The 22,137-nt window shown below is 63.2% G+C and carries 23 protein-coding genes; 8 read left to right on the top strand and 15 right to left on the bottom strand.

Annotated features, from left to right (window positions below; translation table 11 throughout):
* Window positions 1-7 precede the first annotated feature (7 nt).
* Together ACFRFQ_RS23370 and ACFRFQ_RS23365 are read right to left on the bottom strand one after the other, a co-directional pair.
* Window positions 8-700, bottom strand: a complete 693-nt coding sequence (locus ACFRFQ_RS23370) for a GntR family transcriptional regulator (protein WP_378662886.1) — start codon at window positions 698-700, stop codon at window positions 8-10.
* Between the two features lie 9 nt (window positions 701-709).
* Entirely contained in the window at window positions 710-1,852 is a 1,143-nt protein-coding gene (locus ACFRFQ_RS23365) for an acyl-CoA dehydrogenase family protein (protein WP_378662883.1), read from the bottom strand.
* 126 nt (window positions 1,853-1,978) lie between these two features.
* Between ACFRFQ_RS23365 and ACFRFQ_RS23360 the strand changes: the two genes are divergently transcribed.
* Complete coding sequence (locus ACFRFQ_RS23360) at window positions 1,979-3,487, top strand: aldehyde dehydrogenase family protein (RefSeq protein ID WP_378662881.1); 1,509 nt, start codon at window positions 1,979-1,981, stop codon at window positions 3,485-3,487.
* A 31-nt stretch (window positions 3,488-3,518) separates the two neighbouring features.
* On the opposite strand, the gene ACFRFQ_RS23355 is transcribed toward ACFRFQ_RS23360, so the two are convergent.
* Genes ACFRFQ_RS23355 through mca form a run of 3 tightly spaced genes read right to left on the bottom strand, consistent with a single transcriptional unit; the run spans window position 3,519 to window position 6,737 of the window.
* A complete protein-coding gene (locus ACFRFQ_RS23355) occupies window positions 3,519-5,528 on the bottom strand; it encodes a thioredoxin domain-containing protein (protein ID WP_378662878.1) in 2,010 nt (669 codons plus the stop codon).
* Window positions 5,529-5,547: 19 nt separating this feature from the next.
* Window positions 5,548-5,862, bottom strand: a complete 315-nt coding sequence (locus ACFRFQ_RS23350; RefSeq protein WP_378662875.1) for a hypothetical protein — start codon at window positions 5,860-5,862, stop codon at window positions 5,548-5,550.
* A gap of 2 nt (window positions 5,863-5,864) precedes the next feature.
* Window positions 5,865-6,737, bottom strand: a complete 873-nt coding sequence (mca, locus tag ACFRFQ_RS23345) for a mycothiol conjugate amidase Mca (RefSeq protein ID WP_138873662.1) — start codon at window positions 6,735-6,737, stop codon at window positions 5,865-5,867.
* A 184-nt stretch (window positions 6,738-6,921) separates the two neighbouring features.
* On the opposite strand from mca, the gene ACFRFQ_RS23340 reads away from it, so the two are divergent.
* Both ACFRFQ_RS23340 and greA read left to right on the top strand, forming a co-directional pair.
* Complete coding sequence (locus ACFRFQ_RS23340; RefSeq protein WP_378662872.1) at window positions 6,922-7,347, top strand: DUF4307 domain-containing protein; 426 nt, start codon at window positions 6,922-6,924, stop codon at window positions 7,345-7,347.
* Window positions 7,348-7,634: 287 nt separating this feature from the next.
* Window positions 7,635-8,129, top strand: coding sequence for a transcription elongation factor GreA (greA, locus tag ACFRFQ_RS23335; protein WP_033234619.1), 495 nt, complete (start codon window positions 7,635-7,637; stop codon window positions 8,127-8,129).
* A 62-nt stretch (window positions 8,130-8,191) separates the two neighbouring features.
* On the opposite strand, the gene ACFRFQ_RS23330 is transcribed toward greA, so the two are convergent.
* The gene (locus tag ACFRFQ_RS23330; protein ID WP_378662868.1) at window positions 8,192-9,280 is read right to left on the bottom strand and encodes an NlpC/P60 family protein; all 1,089 of its coding nucleotides are present in this window, start codon (window positions 9,278-9,280) and stop codon (window positions 8,192-8,194) included.
* A gap of 197 nt (window positions 9,281-9,477) precedes the next feature.
* Between ACFRFQ_RS23330 and ACFRFQ_RS23325 the strand changes: the two genes are divergently transcribed.
* Window positions 9,478-9,726, top strand: a complete 249-nt coding sequence (locus ACFRFQ_RS23325; RefSeq protein WP_378662861.1) for a hypothetical protein — start codon at window positions 9,478-9,480, stop codon at window positions 9,724-9,726.
* Window positions 9,723-10,520 (top strand): FAD:protein FMN transferase, encoded by a 798-nt coding sequence (locus ACFRFQ_RS23320; protein WP_378662858.1) that lies wholly within the window; start codon window positions 9,723-9,725, stop codon window positions 10,518-10,520. The genes ACFRFQ_RS23325 and ACFRFQ_RS23320 overlap by 4 nt, the downstream gene beginning before the upstream one ends.
* A gap of 55 nt (window positions 10,521-10,575) precedes the next feature.
* On the opposite strand, the gene ACFRFQ_RS23315 is transcribed toward ACFRFQ_RS23320, so the two are convergent.
* Genes ACFRFQ_RS23315 through ACFRFQ_RS23305 form a run of 3 tightly spaced genes read right to left on the bottom strand, consistent with a single transcriptional unit; the run spans window position 10,576 to window position 13,771 of the window.
* On the bottom strand, window positions 10,576-11,748 hold the full coding sequence (locus tag ACFRFQ_RS23315; protein ID WP_378662855.1) for a cystathionine gamma-synthase: 1,173 nt from the start codon (window positions 11,746-11,748) through the stop codon (window positions 10,576-10,578).
* Between the two features lie 45 nt (window positions 11,749-11,793).
* On the bottom strand, window positions 11,794-12,345 hold the full coding sequence (locus ACFRFQ_RS23310; RefSeq protein ID WP_378662852.1) for a hypothetical protein: 552 nt from the start codon (window positions 12,343-12,345) through the stop codon (window positions 11,794-11,796).
* 40 nt (window positions 12,346-12,385) lie between these two features.
* Window positions 12,386-13,771 (bottom strand): cystathionine beta-synthase, encoded by a 1,386-nt coding sequence (locus tag ACFRFQ_RS23305; RefSeq protein WP_138872462.1) that lies wholly within the window; start codon window positions 13,769-13,771, stop codon window positions 12,386-12,388.
* A gap of 80 nt (window positions 13,772-13,851) precedes the next feature.
* Here ACFRFQ_RS23305 and ACFRFQ_RS23300 point away from each other — a divergent pair, with 80 nt between their 5' ends.
* On the top strand, window positions 13,852-14,811 hold the full coding sequence (locus tag ACFRFQ_RS23300; RefSeq protein ID WP_378662849.1) for an SGNH/GDSL hydrolase family protein: 960 nt from the start codon (window positions 13,852-13,854) through the stop codon (window positions 14,809-14,811).
* Between the two features lie 123 nt (window positions 14,812-14,934).
* A complete protein-coding gene (locus ACFRFQ_RS23295; RefSeq protein ID WP_033234533.1) occupies window positions 14,935-16,152 on the top strand; it encodes an acetyl-CoA C-acetyltransferase in 1,218 nt (405 codons plus the stop codon).
* A 58-nt stretch (window positions 16,153-16,210) separates the two neighbouring features.
* On the opposite strand, the gene ACFRFQ_RS23290 is transcribed toward ACFRFQ_RS23295, so the two are convergent.
* Window positions 16,211-16,954 carry an enoyl-CoA hydratase/isomerase family protein gene (locus ACFRFQ_RS23290; RefSeq protein WP_378662846.1) on the bottom strand — a complete coding sequence of 248 codons (744 nt, stop codon included), beginning with the start codon at window positions 16,952-16,954 and terminating at the stop codon, window positions 16,211-16,213.
* A gap of 152 nt (window positions 16,955-17,106) precedes the next feature.
* Between ACFRFQ_RS23290 and ACFRFQ_RS23285 the strand changes: the two genes are divergently transcribed.
* Entirely contained in the window at window positions 17,107-17,349 is a 243-nt protein-coding gene (locus tag ACFRFQ_RS23285) for a PLD nuclease N-terminal domain-containing protein (protein WP_378662843.1), read from the top strand.
* 52 nt (window positions 17,350-17,401) lie between these two features.
* Here the strand turns inward: ACFRFQ_RS23285 and ACFRFQ_RS23280 are convergent, their stop codons facing one another.
* The 5 genes from ACFRFQ_RS23280 to ACFRFQ_RS23260 form a co-directional block, all read right to left on the bottom strand.
* The gene (locus tag ACFRFQ_RS23280) at window positions 17,402-18,259 is read right to left on the bottom strand and encodes a Bax inhibitor-1/YccA family protein (RefSeq protein ID WP_378662841.1); all 858 of its coding nucleotides are present in this window, start codon (window positions 18,257-18,259) and stop codon (window positions 17,402-17,404) included.
* A gap of 174 nt (window positions 18,260-18,433) precedes the next feature.
* Window positions 18,434-19,567, bottom strand: a complete 1,134-nt coding sequence (locus ACFRFQ_RS23275; protein WP_378662838.1) for a class I SAM-dependent methyltransferase — start codon at window positions 19,565-19,567, stop codon at window positions 18,434-18,436.
* 57 nt (window positions 19,568-19,624) lie between these two features.
* Complete coding sequence (locus tag ACFRFQ_RS23270; RefSeq protein ID WP_378662835.1) at window positions 19,625-20,311, bottom strand: nitroreductase; 687 nt, start codon at window positions 20,309-20,311, stop codon at window positions 19,625-19,627.
* A gap of 39 nt (window positions 20,312-20,350) precedes the next feature.
* Window positions 20,351-21,256 carry a TIGR03619 family F420-dependent LLM class oxidoreductase gene (locus ACFRFQ_RS23265; RefSeq protein ID WP_378662832.1) on the bottom strand — a complete coding sequence of 302 codons (906 nt, stop codon included), beginning with the start codon at window positions 21,254-21,256 and terminating at the stop codon, window positions 20,351-20,353.
* Window positions 21,257-21,259: 3 nt separating this feature from the next.
* Window positions 21,260-22,090, bottom strand: a complete 831-nt coding sequence (locus ACFRFQ_RS23260; protein WP_378663328.1) for an SDR family NAD(P)-dependent oxidoreductase — start codon at window positions 22,088-22,090, stop codon at window positions 21,260-21,262.
* Window positions 22,091-22,137: the final 47 nt, after the last annotated feature.

Genomic DNA, 22,137 nt, shown 5'->3' with positions numbered 1-22,137 from the left:
TCGACGTTCAGTCCCAGAGACCGATGCTGTCGAGGTGGGCGAGCAGACGAGCTGCCCCGTCGGAGAACTGAACTCGCATCTGCGCGTCCACCTGCTCGAGGTCCCGTTTCTCGAACGCCTCGATCAACTTCTCGTGGCTCGACACCGCCAGTTCACCCCAGCCCGGGTCGGTCGCGTACAGCCGCGCCGGAGTGTAGCGAATTGCGCCGAACAGGAACCACGCCAATTTTGCCCCGCCCGCCGCCAGATTGATCAGGCGGTGGAATTGGAATTCGCACTGCTCGATCGCAGCCGCATCGGACGCGTCGACCGCTGTCCGTAGGTCGGTATTGAGCTCTACCAACTCCGCCAGTTGGTCAGCAGTGATGTTGTCCGCGGCCCGTAGTGCAAGTTTGACCGCAATCTGCCCTTGCAACCAGAAGATGTCTTCGATGTCCGCTCGGCTGAGCGGCGACACCAGATAGCCACGATGGGGAACCAACTCGACCATCCCCTCACCGCGCAACGCGACCAGGGCCTCCCGGACCGGCGTGACACTGACTCCGAGGTCGGCCGCGGTTTCGTCCAGCCGAACGAACTCGCCCGGTCGAACTTCCCCGGACATGATCAGGTTGCGAACGTGGTTGGCCACGTCCTCGGACAGCTGCGGCCGTCTCCTCAGCTCAGACGTCACCCTCCGAGTGCGTGCAGACGTTGCCACAACCGATCCTCACAGTCCGTACGTTTTGCCGATGATGTCTCGCTGAATCTCGTTGGTACCACCATAAATGGAGGACACCAGAGTCTTTCGCACATGATGCTCCATGTCGAATTCCGTGGCGTAACCGTACCCGCCCATCATCTGCATGCCCTCGAGCGCAACCTTCTTGGCGGTCTCGGTGAGCTTGAGCTTTGCCATCGACGCTTCGCGCGGGAACATCTTCGTCGGATTCGCGTCCACCATCTTGGCGACGCTGTACACCAGCAACCGGCCGCATTCGATCTCCGTAGCCAGATCCGCCACGCGGTGTCGCAGTGCCTGGAACGACCCGACGGGACGTCCGAATTGCTTGCGCGTGGTGATGAATTCGAGAGTGTCGTCAAATGCGCGCTGCGCCGTTCCGAGCATCATCGCGGCAAGGATGAGGCGTTCGATATTGAGACCGGCCATCAACTGACGCCAGCCGTTGCCGACCTCACCCACCACAGCATCGTCGGGCAGCAGGACATCGGTGAAGTAGAGGTCGTTGACTTCTTTGCCGCCCATGGTGTCGATTCCACTGATCTTCAGGCCGGATATGTCTGCCGGGACGTGGAACATCGTCAGGCCCTCATGCTTGCCCTCACCTCTCGACGTGCGCGCGACGAGCAGGATGTTTTCGGCGAAGTGCGCGTTGGAACACCACGTCTTCTGTCCGTTGATCAGCCATCCGCCGTCGACCTTCTCGGCGCGGCAACTCAGATTGCCGACGTCCGAACCTGCCTCCGGTTCGGACATCGAAATCGACTGCGACGCCCCGCGAACGATGCCGCCGAGGACCACCTCCTTCTGCGCCGGACTGCCGAACTTCTCGTACGCCGCCCCCGTGATGACCGTCGGGCCGAGCCCGCCGATCGGGGCCATCCCCTTGGCCGCTTCCTCCAGGAAGATACACAGATCAACCGTGCTCCCGGCCGATCCGCCGTACTCCTCCGGCACTGTCAGTCCGAGCCATCCCAGCTCCGCCATTTTCTCGTAGAACGCCTGGTTGTGGTTATGCGCTCCGTGATCGGTCAGCAGATCCCGCTGCTCACGGGTACCGCTTTCCTTCTTGCAGAACGCTGCTACCGACTTGGCGAAATCAGACTGCTCCTGCGTGAAATCCATGTACATCGAAATCTCCCGAGTGAGAAATGGCTGGAGGCTTGTCGGAGCTCCGTCCGACGCATACTGTGACTACCAGCACAGTAAATCACATCACATATATGTGATGCGTCGACTCTGGAGGATCTGACACACATGACCGAACAGCTCGGCCGACACAGCACGTCCACAGACTCGAAATCGGGCGATCCCACGTTCGCGAGCGTCGACCCCCGCGACGACACCGAGATCGCCCGCTATCCCGTCTCCGGCCAGGCAGCAGTAGCCAAGGCCGTGGCCGCGGCACACACTGCGGCCACCTGGTGGGATCAACTCGGTTTCGCCGGGCGAAAGAAGGTCCTCGGCGACTTCCGCGCCGCCCTTGCAGCCCATGCGGATTCGATGGCGTCGATCATCAGCACCGAAACCGGAAAGCCGAGCGACGACGCACTCCTCGAAGTGATGTTGGCAGTCGAGCACCTCGACTGGGCCGCCCGCAACGCACAGAAGGTGTTGCGCCGCAAACGCGTCGGTGCCGGCTTGATCAGCGCTAACCAATCCGCCTCCGTCGGCTACCGGCCGATGGGCGTCGTCGGTGTTATCGGTCCGTGGAACTATCCGCTGTACACCCCGATGGGATCCATCGGGTACGCGCTGGCCGCCGGCAACGCCGTCGTCTTCAAACCCAGTGAACTCTCACCAGGAGTCGGCGTCGAACTGGCCCGCCTGTGGAACATCGCCGCACCCGGACACCCTGTCCTCCAGACCATTACCGGCGACGGAAAGACCGGCGCACTGCTGTGCTCTTCCGGGGTGAACAAAATTGCATTCACCGGCTCGACGGCCACCGCAAAACGCGTCATGGCGGCGTGCGCAGACACCCTGACTCCCCTGGTTGCCGAATGCGGCGGCAAGGACGCCATGCTGGTGGACTCGGACGCCAATCTTGATGCAGCCGTGAGCTTCGCGGCATTCGGGGCGGTCGGCAACGCCGGACAAACCTGCGCCGGTGTCGAGCGCATCTACGTCGCCGCCCCGGTCTACGACGCCTTCCTTGCGAAACTCACTGCGGCGCTGCGCGGTGCCCACGCCGGATCGACCTACGGGCCCATGACGCTGAGCAAGCAGACGGCAATCGTGCGAGGTCAGATCGAAGACGCGCTCGGCCGCGGAGCCAAAGCTGTTCTCGGCGGACTCGATTCCTTCCGTGGCCCGTTCATCGATCCGATCGTCTTGACCGACGTGCCGGAGGATTCCACCGCGGTGACCGAGGAAACGTTCGGACCGAGCGTCGTCGTGAACAAGGTCGCCGACATGGACGAAGGCATCGAGCGTGCGAACGCGTCGAAGTACGGATTGGGTGCGTCGGTGTTCACGAAGAGCACATCAAAGGGGCGGGCAATCGCCGAGAAGCTCGAATGTGGTGTGGTCACGGTCAATTCGGTTCTCGGATTTGCCGGAATCGCTGCCCTCCCGTTCGGCGGAGTCGGCGATTCCGGATTCGGCCGCATCCATGGAGCCGACGGTCTGCGCGAGTTCAGCAGCGTCAAATCGATGGCTGTTCAGAAGTTCAGCGCACCACTGGATCTACTGACCATCGAGCGGAAAGCTCGCGACATGAAGATCTCACGCTGGATGTTGGCCAAGCGACACGCCAAGTCCTGACCCGCTCAGTGTGCCAGGGCGAGCGACCCGCTCAGTGTGCCAGCGCAAGCGCCAAGCCCGCTTCGTCTGTGACCGGGCGGTCACAGACGAAGCCTCGGCAGACGTACGCAGCCGATCTGCCGTCTACCAGCGGCCGATCTGCCAGCAGCGGTGAGGAATCCGGCTCACCCCCGACGATCACGGCGCCGCCGGGGGCGAGTCGACGGGCGGTCGCCAGCAGATCACCGTCACCGACAACAGCTACCTGAATCGGACCGCGCAACGACGCTTCCGCGACCGCCAGCCAGTGCCCGGCAGAACGCGGCGCACGCTCGAGCGGCAGCGTCGCACGCGCAAGGGAGTCCGCCACCGCTTGGGAGTAGCGCGAGGCACGCTCGGGTTCGGTAAGCGCGGCCGCCGTCAACAGCGCCTCCGAGATACTCGACGCTCCCGACGGCGTTGCGCCGTCCAGCGGATCGCGTGGCCGGGTCACCAGACTTTCGGCAAAATCGGCTGTGTCGAACCAGCTTCCGGGCTCGGCGGCATCGGCAAAATGGTCAAGCGTGAGGTCGAGCAACTGCTGCGCCGTGTCTAGCCACTCCGATTGCCCGGTTGCCTGGTACAGCGCCAGGAGTCCGGTGGCCAGGGCTGCGTAGTCCTCGAGTACAGCGGTGGGCTCACCCACAACACCACCGAGCGATGCACGACGCAAGCCGAAATCGACGAGGTGCAGGCTCACAATGGTGTGTGCGCAATCTGCTGCAGCCTCAATCCATTCGGGCCGATTCAGTGCAAGCCCGGCTTCCGTCAACGCTGTGATGGCCAGCCCGTTCCACGCGGTCACCACTTTGTCGTCTCGGCCCGGCTGCGGACGGTCACCTCGCACGGCACGCAAAGCATCGGACACCTTCTGCCAGCGCAACCAGTCGTCCGGTTCGCTCGGCAACTGCAGCACCGACGCACCCTCTTCGAAAGTGCCGGTGTCGGTGACACGGAACAACTCTGCCGCCCACCGTCCGTCATCCTCCCCGAGCGCATCGATCAGCTGATTGGGCGTCCACACGTATGTCAGTCCTTCGACACCGTTGGTGTCCGCGTCCAGCGCCGAAGCGAAGCAGCCGTTTTCGGTCCGCAGCTCGCTCAGAAGGAAGCCTGCGGTTTCCGCGGTGATACGGGTTGCCAGGTCCGAACCTGTCCGGCGTGCCCAGTGCGCGTAGAACCGGAGCAACAGAGCATTGTCGTAGAGCATCTTCTCGAAGTGCGGCACAACCCACTCCGCGTCGACGGAGTATCGCGAGAAACCGCCGCCCAACTGGTCGTAGATGCCGCCGCGCGCCATGGCTTCACCAGTGCGCTGCAGTCCACCGAGAACATCGTCCGAACCGGTCCGCTCGAACTGCCGCAGCAGTCCTTCGAGCAAGGCGGACGGCGGAAACTTCGGGGCGCCGCCAAACCCGCCGCGCGGTAGATCTTCGTCGCCGAGAATCGCCAGCCCGGCGGCGTCGAGCAGCCCGGCATCGATCGGCGCCCCGCTGTACGGGATTCCCCCCGACGAGCGCTGCAATTCCGTCACGATCGACGCCGCAGCATCGTCGACCTCGCCGCGGCGGTTGGCAAACGTCTCGGCAATTGCCTCGAGAACCTGTACGAACGAAGGCATTCCACCGCGCGGGGCCGGCGGGTAGTACGTGCCGCAGTAGAACGGCGAACCGTCCGGCGTCAAGAAGCACGTCATCGGCCAGCCGCCCTGACCTGTCATCGCGACGGTGGCATTCATGTAGACAGCGTCGATGTCCGGCCGCTCTTCGCGGTCCACCTTCACGCAGACGAAATTGTCGTTCATGATCGCCGCGATATCAGGGTTCTCGAACGACTCGTGGGCCATCACATGACACCAGTGGCACGCCGAGTAGCCGACGGACAACAGAATCGGCACGTTACGTTCACGTGCCCACGCCATCGCCGCCGGTCCCCACTGTTGCCAGTGGACCGGATTGTCGGCGTGCTGACGAAGGTAGGGGCTGGTGGACCCACCCAGATTGTTCTTCATCCGTGGGTCCATGTGCCCTACCTCGCTCGCGTCAGGAATCGTGCTTGGGAGTCTTCTCGGTCGATGCGTCGCCGGCGTCCGTTTCCGGCGTGGCGATCGCACCACGATCCGTTCCTTCGTCCAACTGCTGATCGGCTTCCGGGTGCTCGGGCTCGAAAGTTTCCGGCAACTTCTTGAGCTGACGGTTCATCGACACGACCAACAGGATCACACCGATGAACAGTGCCAGGACGACAACCAGTCCGACCGGCGACGACTTGCCGAACTCAGGCCCCGAGGGGTTACTCGGGCTCTGTGCGAGCAATTGTGTTGTGCCGATTACCAACTCGGCAGATAGTGCATTCACTTTCAGACGTCCTCTTCAAGACCTGCAAACAGGTCGGTTTCCGGGATGGACGTAGAAACCCGCGTCTTCGCGAGCTCGAATTCTTCTGTGGGCCAGATCTTCTGCTGGATCTCGAGCGGCACTGCAAAGAACGAACCGTTGGGGTCGATCTGCGTCGCATGTGCGCGCAAAGCGTCGTCGCGCTGGGGGAAGTAATCGCCGCAGGCGATCTGGGTGGTGACCCGGACCATCATGTCGCCGCGCTCGGTCTTCCACTTCTTGAGCCAATCCGCCATCGGGAACGGCTCTCCGCGACGCTCGTACTCTTCCTGGAAAAGTTCGAGACGCTTACGGATGAAACCGTGCGAGTAGTAGACCTTCTTGATCTCCCACGGCTCACCGTCTTCGGGGTGATATTCGGGATCGGCGGCCGCTTCGTACGCAGCCATCGACACCTCGTGGCACCGAATGTGATCAGGGTGCGGGTATCCACCGTTCTCGTCGTACGTCGTGATGACGTGCGGACGGAATTCGCGAAAAACCTTGACGAGCGCCCGCGTCGATTCCTCGAGCGGCACCAAGGCAAAGCAGCCCTCCGGAAGCGGCGGCAACGGATCGCCCTCAGGTAAACCCGAGTCGACGAACCCCAACCAGCGGTGCTGCACGCCGAGAATCCGCGCAGCTTCCGCCATTTCTTCCTGGCGCACCTCGCTGATGCGGTCGCGGACGCCGGGGACATCCATGGCCGGGTTGAGAATGTCGCCACGTTCACCCCCGGTGAGCGTCAGGACCATCACTTCGTGGCCTTCGGCTGCATAACGGGCGGTGGTGGCCGCGCCCTTGCTCGACTCGTCGTCGGGATGGGCATGCACGGCCATGAGCCGGAATCCGCTCACGTGTTCGTTCACCTCAACTTCACCTGTAGCCGTTACCGGCATCTGCTCCGAACTCTTGCCGTCAAACCTACCGGCAGCGCCAGTGGGCGCGTCCTCTATAGTTCCACCCGAGAGTTCCTGATGCAGCCATGACCCCAGTCCGCGGTTGCGTAGAACACGAACTCGAGTCTTCGAGAGCAGAGTGATGAGTAATACGCTTCCCCAAGATCGGTACCCGAGCGCGACTCGCACGGGCGGTTCCAAGAAGTGGATCGTGTGGGCTCTGACGGCCCTCGTCATCGTTGTCGGCACCGGCGTCGCCTACATCGGATACACCAAATTCTCGGCGAAAGAGATCACGACCGAGACGATCTCGTACGACATCGCCGACGACACAACCATGAAGATCCGGTTCACCGTCACGCGAGACGATCCCAGCCAGGAAGCTGTCTGCATCGTTCGCGCCCGCTCCAAGGGCGGATCCGAAACCGGTCGTCGCGAGGTCTACATTCCCGCGACGACGTACCAGACCCTGGAGTTCAACACCGAGATCAAGACGTCTCTCCCACCAGGCATGGCCGACGTCTTCGGCTGCAGCCTCGATGTCCCGGAGTATCTGACTAAAAACTGACTGCGCCTACCACCCGCCCCGTCCGACGTTTGAGTTCGGACAGGGCGGGTAGTACTGCGTGATAGAATTGCTTGGTACACGGTTCCGGGTGGAACCGTGTATTGCTGCATTGACGGCCAGGTTGGCGTCGAGCGCAGCGCTGACGGCAAGATCACGCCTAGCCCAGGCGCGTTCGAGCCGTTGTTTATTGCTGTTGCAGTGAGTTCAGTGCTGTTGCGGTGAGTTCATTGCTGTCGCAGTGATCTGTCGAGGGAGCCCCCGGCTCCGACTACTAGGGAGTGATCGAGATGACCGAGACCCAGGTGACCTGGCTTACGCAGGAATCACATGACAGGCTCAAGAAGGAACTCGACCAGCTCATCGCGTACCGCCCCATCATCGCCGCCGAGATCAACGAGCGTCGCGAAGAGGGCGACCTGAAGGAGAACGGCGGCTACCACGCTGCACGTGAGGATCAGGGGCAGCAGGAAGCTCGGATCCGCCAGCTTCAGGATCTGCTCAACAGCGCAAAGGTCGGCGAAGCACCCACCCAGTCCGGTGTTGCACTCCCGGGTTCGGTAGTGAAGGTGTACTACGACGGCGACGAGAGCGACACCGAGACCTTCCTGATCGCAACCCGCGAAGAGGGCGCGCGCGACGCCAAGCTCGAGGTCTACTCCCCCAACTCTCCGTTGGGTAGCGCACTTCTCGAGGCCAAGGAAGGCGAGACTCGCGAGTACAACCTTCCCAACGGCGGCACCATGAAGGTCACCCTGGTCAGCGCGGAGCCGTACCACAGCTGATCAGTTACACACGAAACACAACGTCGCCCGGACATCTGCGTCCGGGCGACGTTTTTTCTTGCCTAGATCACTCGTCGTGCCTTCATACCCGCAAAGATCGGACCGACTTTCACGACGTCGCCGAAGGTCGGCGCGTGCAGCATCTGACCGTTTCCGACGTAGATCGCGACGTGGCCCGGGCCGCCTGCCTGCCAGTTTCCGAACAGCAGATCACCTGGTTGGGCCTGATCGAGAGGGATCTCGACGCCAACGCCCCATTGGGTTTCCGATGTGCGGGGCAAGGTGATTCCGGTTGCGGCGTGGATGGCGTACGACGTCAGTCCCGAGCAGTCGAAACCGCCCATGGACGGACCGTTGATGTTGCCTCCACCCCACACGTACGGCAGTCCCAGGAATTTCAGTCCGGCTTGGACCACACCGCCCACCGCGGCCGCGAGGTTGTTGTAATTGAACGGTGCCAGCATCAGGGCAAAGGAATCCTGCAATGACGTGACTTGCGCGACGAAGGGCGCCGCAGCCTGATCCTGCGGAACGCCGTGCGCGGCCCGCACTGCCTCGGGCCCGACGTCGTATGCGGCCAGGGCCAGTTCGACGGTATCGCCCTGAACCTCCCCCGACTGCTGCCACGACTGGGCCTGCTTGACCAGTTCACACAGCCGGTATCCGGTTGTCATCACGGGGTCCGCGACACCGAAGATGTCCATCTTGCCGTCACCGTCGCCGTCCTTGCCGTAGGCCGTCCACGCTGCCGTGGTGAATCGGCCAGGCCCGCGCCCACCCTCTTCCGACACTTCTGCGCCGGGGCCGTATTGAAAGCCGCTGCGCGTCGAATACAGCGATGCCACCACTGCCGGGGTTATCTCCGAACAGAGTGCGCCGGCCTTCTTGACCCACGGAGCAAATACCGCGACCGCACCGACCGGCGCCAGAGCAGCGCCGGGGAAATTGGACGGCACCGACGGCACAAGCCCTTCCGGATTCTCCTGTGTTCGTGCCGGGCCACTCCAGGACGCCAGGGAGATCTCCGCGGCGGGAGCTGCGGCGGGAGCTGCCTTGACCTCGGAGACCTCGGCGGGCGTCCCCAGAGTTGCTCCTATCACCCCCAACGCCGTACCGATCGACACAGTGATCGCCAGGATCCTCACTGCCATCAAAAAACCTCCGATAACTCAAGCGATCCACGAGCCGGCCGAACCTGTCGGTGACACCGTTTACGATTTCGAACATGCATTCGATACCCCCGGTGGCGCACCAACCTGTAACCAATGTCTCATTTATCAAGTCAGACGTTACCCAAATGACCACATACCCCAAGGCTTTTCTCAGGTTCAGCGGGCAGTCTGTGGACATGAGCGACGATCGGACACGGCCCACTCGGGCTCGCACCTCGGCATACCGACCCGTTCACCTCGCACTTGCTGCGACGGCTGTTGCGGGCGCCATCGCAAGTGGCGGCTTATCCCTCCTTTCCAATCCCACCGACAGTTCAACGACGTCGGCCATCTCCACCGACACCACCTCGAATCATGTGGCCGCATCGCGGCTGGTCGTAGCCAGCGGGTTCGGAGTTCCGGACGCCGTCTCCAACGGTTCGTGAACGCACCTCGCGCCGCAACAGAATGGCTCACCTGGGGCGTCCAAGCCCGAGTTGTCGTCACCGATCCCGCCGCCCTCGCGTCAGCGGCAAATCTCGTGCGGGGCTACCTGACCGCAGCCGATGCGGCAACCAACCGCGATCGCGCAGACTCCGAGATCCGCACATTCGGATCCGGGCCGGCCCTGGGAGTCGACGGCGCCGCCATCACTCCGATGTTTGCGCATTTCCTGACCGACGCACTCGCGATCGCGCGCCTCACCGACGGCAAACTCACTCCGACGGCCGATTCGCGAGATCCGCACTCCTGGTGGAAGATCCGCGTCGAGGGCAACCGGGTATTCAGCCCAGCAGACGTTGCCCTCGATCTTTCCGCCACCGCGCGTGCCAGTTCCGCAGATCATTGCGCCGCGACCACTGCCGAACTTCTCGGCTGCGGCGTTTTGGTTGCTCTGGGCGGCGACATAGCCGTCGCTGGACCGTCACCGGAAGGCGGCTGGCAGATTCAGGTTCAAGATCTCCCGGGCGACCCTACGTGCCAGGTCGCCGTTCCCTCGGGGTGCGGCATCGCAACGGCCAGCACCGTCAAGCCACTTGCCCGGGAATCGACGGCAACATCCATGTGGCGCACGGTATCGGTGATTGCCGAATCCTGTGCGGAGGCAGCAGCACTGAGCCGGGTAGCCGTGGGAATGAGCGGCTCGGCCATCGATTGGCTGCACAAGCTGGACCGTCCGGCCCGCTTGGTCGACCAAGAGTTCCGAGTCACCACCCTCGCGGGGTGGCCGGACGACTGACACTGTGCGCCTTTGTTAACCGCCCGCGGTTAACAAAGGCGCACGGCAAAAAGAGTTACGCCAGCGCCTGCTCGATATCGCCGACCAGGTCGGAGGCATCCTCGATACCGACCGACAGGCGAACCAGGTCGTCGGGAACCTCGAGCGCGGAACCGGCCGTCGACGCGTGGGTCATGGCGCCGGGGAACTCGATCAGCGATTCGACGCCGCCGAGAGATTCTGCGAGCGTGAAGATCTCGGTGCGTGAGCACAGGTCGAGAGCAGCTGCTTTGCCGCCCTCGAGCCGCACGGAGATCATGCCGCCGAATCGGCGCATCTGCTTGGCCGCAACCTTGTGCGACGGATGTGAGGCGAGGCCCGGGTAGATGACACTCGCGACGGCGGGGTGCCCGTCGAGCAGTTCGACAACCTTTTCGGCGTTGTCGCTGTGACGCTCCATCCGCAATGCCAGCGTCTTGATGCCACGCAAGGTGAGGAACGCGTCGAACGGACCGGGGACACCGCCGGAACCGTTCTGCAGGAACCCGAAAGCATGGTCGAGTTCTTCGTCGTCGCAGACCAGTGCGCCACCGACCACATCGGAGTGTCCACCGATGTACTTGGTAGTGGAATGCAGAGCGACGTCGGCACCCAACTGCAGTGGCTGCTGCAAGTAGGGCGAGGCAAAGGTGTTGTCCACCACGATCTTTGCGTTGCCCTCATGCGCAACCTCGGCCAGGAGTTCGATGTCGCCGATGTTGAGCAGCGGGTTCGTGGGTGTCTCCACCCACACCAGCTTGGTGTTGGGGCGCATCGCCGCGCGCACCGCGTCGACGTCCGACACCGGAGCCGGGGTGTACTCGATGCCCCACTGCGTGAAGACCTTGTCGATGAGTCGGAAGGTTCCGCCGTAGGCGTCGTCGGGAATGACGAGGTGGTCACCCGGGCGCAGAACGGATCGAAGGAGGCAGTCCGTGGCGGCCATGCCCGAGCTGAAAGCCCGACCGTAACTACCTGATTCGAGTGCCGCAAGGTTCGCTTCGAGCGGTCGACGAGTGGGATTACCCGTGCGTGCGTACTCGAATCCACTGCGCATCCCGCCCACACCGTCCTGCGCGAAGGTGGAACTCGCGTAGATCGGAACGTTGACGGCACCGGTCAGCGGATCAGGCTCGTAGCCCGCGTGTACCGCCTTCGTGGAGAAACCCTGCCAGCTGATGTTGTCGGCCTTGCTGCGTTGCTCGCTCATGTCCACCAGACTAGTAGCCACCCCGTCGATGTAGGGCGGGGTGTGTCAGTTCTCGACCAACTCCACGACTCTGATTGCCGCATCCAGCGCGGCGGTCTCGGTGAGGTCCGAGCTGTACAACACCATGGTCATGTGGGTACGAGAAAGAACAGTGATCGTCAGACCACCTTTGGCAACCGCCCCCAGCTTTGTCAGTCGCGGATCCTGCAGGTCGTATCCGCTTTTCGCCATCGTGTTGCGCGTGCTCTCCGAGTTGTCCAGCGTCAAGGACGTGATCGCCAGGGACCGGCCGCCGTCCATCCAGATGCACCCGTTCGGCATGTCGTTCGGAGGGCCGTAGGTTTCGACAATGTCACGGACTGCCGGCATGAGCGTCGAGCACTTCACCGTCCCGGAGAAGGCAGGTGCGACAGAGACCGTCGGCTTGATCGTCGTAGGAGCCGTCGTCGGTGCCGACTTTCCCGGCGGGGCAGTGGTCGACGCAGTAGCCCTTGCCCCCGATGCCGCTTGCGGAGTGCCCACAACCGTCGAACTACACGACGTTGCCACCAGCACGGCAGCAAGCACACCGATACAGCCGACGAGTTTGTCCCCCATGGGCGCTGACCCTACCGTCCGGGGGACAAACTCGGATGTCTCAGGATCCGGCGCTGAGGAATCCCAAAAGATCATGGCGTGTGATGACACCGACGGGTTTACCGTCGTCCACGACCATGAGTGCGTCGGTGTCGCCGAGTGCCTTGGTCGCGGCCGAGACCGGCTCACCCGATCCGATAAGCGGGAACGGCGCACTCATGTGCTTTTCGACCGAATCGGCAAGCTGCGCACGGCCTTCGAAAACTGCGCTGAGCAGATCCCGTTCGGTGACACTGCCGGCCACCTCGCCTGCCATGACGGGCGGTTCAGCACCGACCACCGGCATCTGGGACACACCGTATTCGCGGAGGATCTCGATGGCGTCGCGCAGGGTTTCCGAGGGGTGAGTATGCACGAGGTCCGGCAGTTCTCCCGACTTTCCGCGCAGCACGTCGCCCACGGTGGGGACATTTGCCTTGCCGTCGAGCGGGGTCCGCAGGAAGCCGTACGACGCCATCCACTGGTCGTTGAAGATCTTGGACAGGTAGCCACGGCCACCGTCGGGAAGGAGCACGACAACAAGTGCGTCGGGGCCTTCGCGCTTGGCGACCTCGAGTGCCGCGACGACAGCCATACCGCACGATCCGCCGACCAGCAGGCCTTCTTCCCGGGCGAGACGACGCGTCATCTCGAAGGAGTCCGCATCAGATACGGCAATGATCTCGTCCGGGATGGACGGATCGTAGGCGGTAGGCCAGAAATCTTCGCCGACGCCTTCGACCAGGTACGGGCGACCGGTGCCGCCGGAGTAGACGGAACCTTCGGGGTCGACGCCGACAACCTTGACGGTGCCCCCGGACACTTCCTTCAGGTAGCGGCCGGTGCCGGTGATGGTTCCGCCGGTGCCGACGCCTGCGACGAAGTGCGTGATCTTGCCGTCGGTGTCAGCCCAGATCTCGGGGCCGGTGGTCTCGTAGTGGCTTGCCGGTCCACCCGGGTTGGAATACTGATTGGGCTTCCAGGCGCCCGGAATCTCACGGGTGAGGCGATCGGAGACGCTGTAGTAACTGTTGGGGTGCTCGGGTGCGACGGCTGTGGGGCAGACGACCACCTCGGCTCCGTAAGCACGCAGAACGTTCCGCTTGTCCTCGCTGACCTTGTCAGGGCAGACGAACACACACTTGTATCCGCGTTTCTGAGCGACGAGCGCCAAGCCGATTCCGGTGTTACCTGAAGTAGGTTCGACGATGGTGCCGCCCGGCTTCAATTCTCCGGAGGCTTCCGCTGCGTCGATCATCTTGACGGCGATACGGTCCTTGGAGCTACCGCCCGGGTTGAGGTACTCGACCTTGGCTGCCACGGTGCCGTAATTCTCGCCCGTGACGGACGTGAGTTTGACGAGTGGGGTGTTGCCGATGAGGTCTACGACGTGTTCCGCGATGCGCATCGCTCCATGTTCCCAGATCCGACGAATCGCTGCGCGTAGACGTCGGGCGAAGGCGCCACGATCCGGCTAGATTGACCATTGTGAGTCGGACCGGAGTGAAAGCGTCGGTGGCCACAGTGGTGGCCGGGTCGAGCGCCGGCACGGCCACGTGGCTGGCCTACCACTATCTGATGGTGCAGGCCGGTGCCGCACGCGGCGTGATCGGACGCAATGTCTCCAAACCACCCGAAGCAGACGGTGTGTATTCCCCGGGCGTCGACGCACCGGAGCGGTGGTGGCGTGGTGTTTCCTTCGACCTCCATCTGATGATCTTCGGCGATTCGTCAGCCGCCGGAGTAGGGGCCGTGACGGCGGACGAGGTACCGGGGGTACGGATCGCGAAGCTACTCGCGGAGGAAACCGGGAAGCGAATCCGTTTGAGCACCAAAGCCATCGGCGGCGCAACGTCACGGGGGCTGAGCGGACAGGTCGACGCCATGTTCATTGCCGGTGCAGCGCCGGACGCGGCGGTGATCCTGATCGGCGCAAACGACGTGACTGCCAAGAACGCTGTTCGAGCGTCGGCCAGACGTCTCGGTGACGCAGTGCGACGCTTGCGTGAGAGCGGCGCCGCCGTTGTGGTGGGCACGTGTCCCGACTTGGGAGTGGTCACCGCGATACCGCAACCGCTGCGAACCGTCGTTCGCGAGTGGGGACATCGTTTGGCGGCAGCGCAGGCGTCGGCGACAAAAGCTGCAGGCGGGCATGCCGTTCCGCTGGCCGATCTGCTCGCAAAAGAATTCCTCGCTTCGCCCGACACCATGTTCTCGGCTGATCGCTTCCACCCGTCGGCGGCCGGCTACGAACTCGCGGCCCGCCAGATAGTGCCGGTGCTCGCTGCGGCGCTGGGCGAATGGACCGGCGGGCCACTCCCCGATCTCCCCCAGGTCTCGGACGCCGCTCAGGCCCAGACGATGACTGCCCGCGTCAGCGCGGCGCTGCATCGCGTCGGGTGGATCAGCCTCCCGAAACCTGCAGTACAGGAGCTTGGCAACGACTGAGTGAGACTGCCTGCCCCCTACTTGCGGTCGGCAACGTAAATTGGCACGCGAAGCTGCATTCATCTTGCCCTGCACGTCGCGCAGTCGCCTGCGCCGACCACGCAGTACACAAAAGGAGTTTTCATGCCCGAGGCAGTAATCGTCTCAGCAGTACGGTCGCCCATCGGCCGCGCAATGAAGGGTTCGCTCAAGGACATCCGCCCGGATGACCTCGCTACCCAGATGGTTGCAGCCGCGCTGGCGAAGATCCCGGAGCTCGATCCCACCGAGATCGACGACCTCATCATGGGTTGCGGCCAGCCCGCCGGACAGTCGGGCTTCAACATCGCCCGCGTCGTCGCAGTTCAGCTGGGCTACGACTTCCTCCCCGGCGTGACGGTCAACCGCTACTGCTCCTCGTCGCTGCAGACCACCCGTATGGCCCTGCACGCCATCCGTGCAGGCGAGGGCGACGTCTTCATCTCCGCCGGAGTCGAGTCCGTCTCCAGCTTCGTCACGGGAAACGCAGACGGCCTGCCGAACACCAAGAACCCGCTGTTCGACGCAGCGCAGGCGCGTAGCGCCAAGCTCGCCGAAGGTGGAGTCGCCTGGACCGATCCTCGCGAAGAAGGCCTGCTCCCCGACGTCTACCTGGGCATGGGCCAGACGGCAGAGAACGTTGCCTCCGCTACCGGCATCAGCCGCGAAGATCAGGACCGCTTCGCTGTTCGCAGCCAGAACCGCGCAGAGGAAGCCATCAACCGTGGCTTCTTCGAGCGTGAGATCACCCCGGTCACTCTCGCCGACGGCACTGTCGTCTCCAAGGATGACGGCCCGCGCGCCGGCACCACCTACGAAGGCATCAGCGGCCTCAAGCCCGTCTTCCGTCCCGACGGCACCGTCACCGCCGGCAATGCCTGCCCGCTCAACGACGGCGCTGCCGCTCTGGTGATCATGTCCGACACCAAGGCCAAGGCTCTGGGGCTGACGCCCCTCGCCCGCATCGTCTCCACCGGCGTCTCGGGTCTGTCCCCGGAGATCATGGGCCTCGGCCCGATCCAGGCCGTCAAGAACGCCCTGAAGTTCGCGGGCAAGTCGATCTCCGACATCGACCTGTTCGAGATCAACGAGGCATTCGCGGTCCAGGTCATCGGCTCCGCTCGTGAACTCGGCATCGACGAGGACAAGCTCAACATCTCCGGCGGCGCGCTGGCCCTCGGCCACCCCTTCGGCATGACCGGTGCACGCATCACCAACACCCTGATCAACAACCTGCGCGAGCAGGACAAGACATTCGGCGTCGAGACCATGTGTGTCGGCGGCGGACAGGGCATGGCAATGGTGATCGAGCGCCTCAGCTGATCTCCTGAACTGACGAAAGCGGCCACCCAGCTTCTCGCTGGGTGGCCGTTTTTGTGCTCTACGCCTTCGTGAATCCCTGAGCAAAACTTCCCAACTCGCGGATCAACTCACGCGCGGCATCGTCTTCGCGCGCTACCGCGGCTCTGGCTTCCTCCGACCATCCTTGGCGCAGTAGCCTTTTCGTGGCGAGGACCGCAGGCCCGACATTGCCCGCAATCTGGGCAGCCGTTTCCTGGGCGCGCGCACGCACGCCGGCGGCGGGCACCGCTGCGGCAGCCAGACCGAACTCCGCGGCTTCCACTCCACTGAGCCAGCGCGCTGTCAGCAGTAGTTCCGACGCACGTTGAGCACCAATCACTTTGGCCAGCATCCAACTGCTCGCCGCCTCCGGCGCCGTCCCGAGAGAGGTGAACGGGGCACGCAACCTGGCGTCCTCGGCAACGTAGACGACATCGCAGAACAGCAGCATGGTCAACCCGATTCCGACAGCGACGCCATGCACGGCAGCGACGAGCGGTTTCGGAAACTCCACCAAAGCCACGATCAACGGTGCAAATGCGTGGCCGAAATCAGCGGTGTCCGCTCCTGGTTCGGAGAGTGCGCGGAGGTCAACGCCACTCGAGAACGCCTTGCCGGCGCCTTCGATCACGACAACCGCGACGCTTGAATCTGCGGCTGCGTCGTCGAGCGCCTTGGTCAGAGCCCGGAAGCCGGCCGGGGCGAAGGCGTTGAGCCGTTCGGGATTGTTGAGCGTCACGGTCCGCACGGATCCGTTGTCCGAAATGAGTACAGGTGTCGACATGTGTTGTGTGCACGCCCTTCACTGATCCATTAACCAAGCAACTGCTAGGTCCAAGCACCGTAACCCGGCCGCACCGACAAGAGAAGGGAGACCCGGACTATACGGTTAAGGCCCGTACCTCCCGCGACCCGTCTACGGTCATGGGAGCCGAAATGGAGGATTCGAACGTGGACAACGAGGTTTCTCAACCGATGGTGCCGATCGGATTCGACATCGCCTGGTCCGCGTTCATGATCCTGTGGATCGTTCTCACGGTGGCAGCGGTGGTGTCCATCGTGAGATCCGATGCCGATCCAGTCGCAAAAATCGGATGGTCGGCCCTCGCCGTCATCCTGCCGATCCTCGGGGCGGCAGCGTGGTTCTTCGCGAGCAGGCTTCGACAGAGCTCACTATGACAAAAGAAATGGCCCCCGCATCGCGGAGGCCATTTCTTGTTGCTACGAGTTATCAGTCGCGACTGAAGTAGCTCAGCAGGCGCAGGATCTCGACGTACAGCCACACCAACGTGACTGTGAGGCCGAGCGCGACGCCCCAAGCTGCCTTCTCCGGAGCCTGGGCGCGGATCAGCTGATCAGCGGCATCGAAGTCGAGCAGGAAGCTGAAGGCTGCAAGACCGATGCAGACGAGGCTGAAGATAATGGCAATCGGGCCACCGTCACGCAGACCCAGTCCGCCGTCGATAAAGAAGCTGGCGACGAGGTTACCGAGAGCCAAAACCACGACGCCGATCAAGGCACCGATGATCATGCGGGTCAGTCGCGGCGTCACACGAATGGCGCCGGTCTTGTAGACCACGAGCATGCCGAAGAACACGCCGAACGTGCCGAGAACTGCCTGTGAGATCAGCACCGAGGCCGATACACCGCCGGCCGCTTCGATCGGGGCTGTGAACATGAATGACAGAGCACCCAGGAAGAGACCCTCGAACGCGGCGTAGGCCAGCACGATGGCCGGGTTGTCCATCTTGCGGCCGAAAGTTGCAACGAGAACCAGAACAAGTCCGACCAGACCGCCGACGATCACGAACGGCGATGCGAGACCCGGGTCGTTGTTCACGAGGAAGTACGAGACCAGCGCGGTCAACGCGAGCACACCGAGCGTCATGCCCGTCTTGGTGACAACGTCGTCGATTGTCATGGCCCTCGAGGTAGGACCGGTCTGATAGGGCTCGGCCGGAGCGTACTGCGGCTGACCGAACTGCTGGGTGACCTGCGAGGCGCCCGCCGTCGCAGATCCGAACGAGGCGTATCCGTTGCCCTCTTGCTTGGGCAGATTGCGGAACACCGGGTTGCTGGTGGTGCGCACCGTGATCATCCCTTCATCGTGGTGACCTGCGACGGGTGCGTCGCGGGTTCGCCGAACGGATCCGAGTTTCCGACCGGTCCGTGTACTTACAAAAAGTAAAGCACTCGTAATTTACAACGTCGAAGCAAGCGCCGTAGTTCCCGGCGCGTTTCCGGCACGTCAACAGTTCCGATATCAGGACGCTTTGATCGATCGCATAACGATGAACTTCGCATTCTTGGCCATCGCTTCACTCGCACCGACCGCAGCTTTCAACGGTTCCCGGTACCCCAGATGAGCGTTGTGCACGGTCCAGAGCTGCCCGCCCGGACGCAGCACCCGACCCGCTGCCTCGAACAACTTGAGCGCACCACCGGTGTGAACGGCGGCACCGACGTGGAACGGCGGGTTCAGGAGAACAAGGTCGACACTGGCGGCGGGCAGGGTGCTGATGGCATCGTCGCGCAGACCACGCACCCGGTCTCCGACTCCGTTGGCCGACGCCGTAGCCAACGCCGACGCCACCGCCGCTGAAGACTGGTCGGTGGCAACCACCTGCGCGTCTGCGAACTTCAGAGCGATCGCCGTCGCCAGAATGCCGCTGCCGCAGCCCAAGTCGACGATGTCGCGGGGGGTGATGTCGATCTTTCCCAGGTTCTCGAGCAACAACCGGGTTCCGATGTCGAGGCTGGCACCGGCAAATACCGCTCCGTGCGCGACCACGTCGAGACCGAATTCGTCGAGCCACTCGGTCATCGGGAATGTGACCGCGACATCGGGCTTCGGCTCGGTGGCCCGCAGAACCCGGGACTTCTGCCGGCCTCGCGACGCGCTGACCGATGAAAAGGACTCTGCAAGAACCTTGTTCATGGCCGGGGTGATGTGCTTGTCGCGCCCGCCTGCGAAGATGCGCACCTCCGGATCGGCGTGGAGCGCGATCAGCTGGCTGATCTCCCCCAGTTCGGCGAGGCTTCGCGGCAACTGCATGAGGACAACACGAGCGCCACGCAGCAGGTCCTCATCGAGTCCGTGCGAGGTGTAGTGCTCGGTGAAGCCGAGTGCGCGGGCATTGTTCGCCAACGCCAATTCACCGGTGAGCGGATCCTGGTGAACCCGCACCTCGGACCGGCCGTGCTCGAGAACCGCTCCGGCGGTCAACGCGCCGTAATGATCGCCGATCACCACCACCGATCCTGACGGTGCCGCCGCAAGTGCGTCGGCAGCTTCGTCGAGAATCAGCCGATCAGCCGCGTCGACGGCAAAAAGATTGGGTGCCTCGATGTCGGGAAAGCGGCGGAGTCGATCGAACATTTCGGGGGTGTCGGACATGCGGACCAGTCTCTCAGGTCCGCCTGCCCAACACTCAATCCCGCTCCGAGCAGGTGATCAGTTCGACATCCACTGCACGACGTTCTCGACGTCCTCGCGGTCGGTGCGGAACCCGTTTACCGGGTGGTCCGTATCGGCGTATCCGAAGGAAATCGCACACACGACCTTGCGAGTGTCGTCGATGCCGAAGTGCTCGTGAATGAACTTCGAGCAACCGGCAAGCGCAGCCTGCGGAATTGTGGCAACACCAAGACTTTGAGCGGCGAGCAGGAAGCTGTTGACGTAAAGCCCACAGTCGACGGCCCCGTACGTCCCCAAAGCCTCGTCCGTGGTGATGATGGCGACGTGTGGAGCGCCGAAGAGCTCGAAGTTCTTCATCGTCTGAGCGCCTGAACCGGCACGGTCACCGTGTTCGATGCCGACACTCGAATACAGTGCCATCGCGCAATCGAACCTGCGCGACTTGTACACACCCTGGTACTCGCGCGGGAACTCGAAATCGGATTCCTGCGGATTGGCCATGACGTAGGCGCCCAGACCGGCCCGGAACCTCTCGGTTCCGTCACCTTCCGTGATTGCCACTTGCCACGGCTGGGTGTTGCACCACGACGGTGTCTTCTGCGCGAGTCGAAGGATTTCGTTGATGACCTCGCGAGGAACCTGACGATCCTCGTACGCCCGGCAACTGATTCGGGAGTCGAGGAGCGATTCGAGGCTCGACAGGGTGGCGGTGTTCTCGGTCATGTATTCGTCTCCTCAGTCTTCACTAGCGTTCGTTAGACCCTACGCGGTTGTCGATTTGAAAGCCGACGCCAGTTCCCCGAAGACAGCCATCGCCTCGTCCGGGTTCGGATCGAGCGCTCCCAGAGCCACCAGCACATCGGTCGCGCCGGCATCGACAAGTTCTTCGGCCCCGAGCATCGTCGCCCGTAGGTCGATCGATCCGTCCGACGCCCTGGCAATCGTCAGGCGTCCGCGAATGCCCAGGGTCGACGCATCCCGGCCGAGATCAGCCATCGCCTTGCGGATGACTCCAGCGCCCTCGCGCAGGTCGTCATTGGTGGCGCCCATGATCGGAATCCACCCGTCACCCCAGGTTGCGACGCGTCGCACCACGGCCCTGGACAGCGAACCGGACACCCAGATGGGGATTCCAGCGTCCGGGCGAGGTGCGCAGTACACGTCGTCGAACTTCAGTCGGGGTGTGTCGACGCTTGCCGGTGCCGAAGTCCACAGCGCACGGCAGACCGCCAATGCGTCGTCCAGCAGTGGTCCGCGCTTGCCGAAGTCCATACCCGCAGCGTCGTATTCACGTTCCTGCCACCCGGTTCCGACTCCGAGGTCCAAGCGGCCACGCGAGAGAAGGTCGATGGTCGCAGCGGTCTTGGCCAGCACGGCTCCCCCGCGCAACGCGGCGATCACGATGCCAGTGCCCAGTCGAATCGTGGTGGTCTGTCCGGCGACAAAAGCCAGCACGCTCAAGGGTTCGAGCCAATTCGCGTCCGGCTCGGTGGGAAACGCCGACCACGTGTACGCGGAGTTGTCCGAACCCATCACGACGTGATCGGTGACCAGGACCCGATCGAACCCGGCTGTCTCCGCGCTTTGACAGACCTGAACGAGTTTCCCGTAGGAATCGGCGGCCAGCGTAGCGCCGAAGTTCGGCACATTGAGACTCAAAGTTGTCATGGATCAAGCCATTCGGGGGCGGTTGGTCCAACCACCCTCTTCTTTGGGGAACCACCCGCCCGCAGCATGTGAGCCACCGTCGACGTGGATGACGGTGCCGGTGATGTACCTCGCCAGGTCTGATGCGAGAAACAGCGCCGGCCCGGCGATATCCACGGGTTGACCCGGACCACCCAGCGGTGCCCACTGCGGCCACTTGGCCCAATCGTCAGCGGCGACGATCGACCGATACGGCACCTGCACCGACTCGATGAGATCGGGCGCGATTGCATTGACACGCACGCCCGTACTGCCGATCTCGACGCCGAGGCTTCTGGTGAACTGCGTCAGCGCGGCCTTGTACGCCGAGTACACGGTGTGCCCCGGGATTGCCCGATGTGCTTCCACCGTCGTCAGGTTGAGGATCGATCCACCGGCGCCGCGCTCGATCATGCCGGGAAGCACTGCATGTGTCAGGCGCAGAACCTGGTCGAAATTGATATTGCCCATGTCCGACCAGAACGCGGGCGTCGTGGCCGAAAAAGTCTGTGGCGCTGCCAGAAAGTGGCCGACGTTGTTCACCAGAATGTCAGGGGCGAAGTCGATCAGCTCCTGCGGTACTTCGGCTTCGCGGACGTCGTAGGACAAACTTGTAACCGAACCACCTGCTGCGGAATCGAATTCGATGTCCGCGACAGGTTCGGTATCGACGTCGACGACGAGGACCTGTGCACCGTGGCTCGCATATGCCCGTGCAATTGCGGCGCCGATAGCGTACGCACCACCTGTCACCACGGCTTTCTTGCCCGTCAACATCGGCCCCGGGACAAACGCCGAATTGCTCACCACAAACATCACTCCGTCACTTTGCTCGCTCGGCAACTCGAGATGAGGCCGCTACG

Source organism: Rhodococcus sp. NPDC056743 (assembly GCF_042790355.1).
Lineage (GTDB): Bacteria > Actinomycetota > Actinomycetes > Mycobacteriales > Mycobacteriaceae > Rhodococcus_F.
This window is presented reverse-complemented; position numbering and strand designations above follow the sequence as displayed.

Bases quoted from the DNA above. Each gene is read 5' to 3' on its own strand.
- ACFRFQ_RS23365 (WP_378662883.1), bottom strand. From the start codon at position 1,852: ATGTACATGGATTTCACGCAGGAGCAGTCTGATTTCGCCAAGTCGGTA.
- ACFRFQ_RS23360 (WP_378662881.1), top strand. From the start codon at position 1,979: ATGACCGAACAGCTCGGCCGACACAGCACGTCCACAGACTCGAAATCG.
- ACFRFQ_RS23355 (WP_378662878.1), bottom strand. From the start codon at position 5,528: ATGGACCCACGGATGAAGAACAATCTGGGTGGGTCCACCAGCCCCTAC.
- ACFRFQ_RS23340 (WP_378662872.1), top strand. From the start codon at position 6,922: ATGAGTAATACGCTTCCCCAAGATCGGTACCCGAGCGCGACTCGCACG.
- greA (WP_033234619.1), top strand. From the start codon at position 7,635: ATGACCGAGACCCAGGTGACCTGGCTTACGCAGGAATCACATGACAGG.
- ACFRFQ_RS23330 (WP_378662868.1), bottom strand. From the start codon at position 9,280: ATGGCAGTGAGGATCCTGGCGATCACTGTGTCGATCGGTACGGCGTTG.
- ACFRFQ_RS23325 (WP_378662861.1), top strand. From the start codon at position 9,478: ATGAGCGACGATCGGACACGGCCCACTCGGGCTCGCACCTCGGCATAC.
- ACFRFQ_RS23315 (WP_378662855.1), bottom strand. From the start codon at position 11,748: ATGAGCGAGCAACGCAGCAAGGCCGACAACATCAGCTGGCAGGGTTTC.
- ACFRFQ_RS23310 (WP_378662852.1), bottom strand. From the start codon at position 12,345: ATGGGGGACAAACTCGTCGGCTGTATCGGTGTGCTTGCTGCCGTGCTG.
- ACFRFQ_RS23305 (WP_138872462.1), bottom strand. From the start codon at position 13,771: ATGCGCATCGCGGAACACGTCGTAGACCTCATCGGCAACACCCCACTC.
- ACFRFQ_RS23295 (WP_033234533.1), top strand. From the start codon at position 14,935: ATGCCCGAGGCAGTAATCGTCTCAGCAGTACGGTCGCCCATCGGCCGC.
- ACFRFQ_RS23290 (WP_378662846.1), bottom strand. From the start codon at position 16,954: ATGTCGACACCTGTACTCATTTCGGACAACGGATCCGTGCGGACCGTG.
- ACFRFQ_RS23285 (WP_378662843.1), top strand. From the start codon at position 17,107: ATGGAGGATTCGAACGTGGACAACGAGGTTTCTCAACCGATGGTGCCG.
- ACFRFQ_RS23275 (WP_378662838.1), bottom strand. From the start codon at position 19,567: ATGTCCGACACCCCCGAAATGTTCGATCGACTCCGCCGCTTTCCCGAC.
- ACFRFQ_RS23270 (WP_378662835.1), bottom strand. From the start codon at position 20,311: ATGACCGAGAACACCGCCACCCTGTCGAGCCTCGAATCGCTCCTCGAC.
- ACFRFQ_RS23265 (WP_378662832.1), bottom strand. From the start codon at position 21,256: ATGACAACTTTGAGTCTCAATGTGCCGAACTTCGGCGCTACGCTGGCC.
- ACFRFQ_RS23260 (WP_378663328.1), bottom strand. From the start codon at position 22,090: ATGTTTGTGGTGAGCAATTCGGCGTTTGTCCCGGGGCCGATGTTGACG.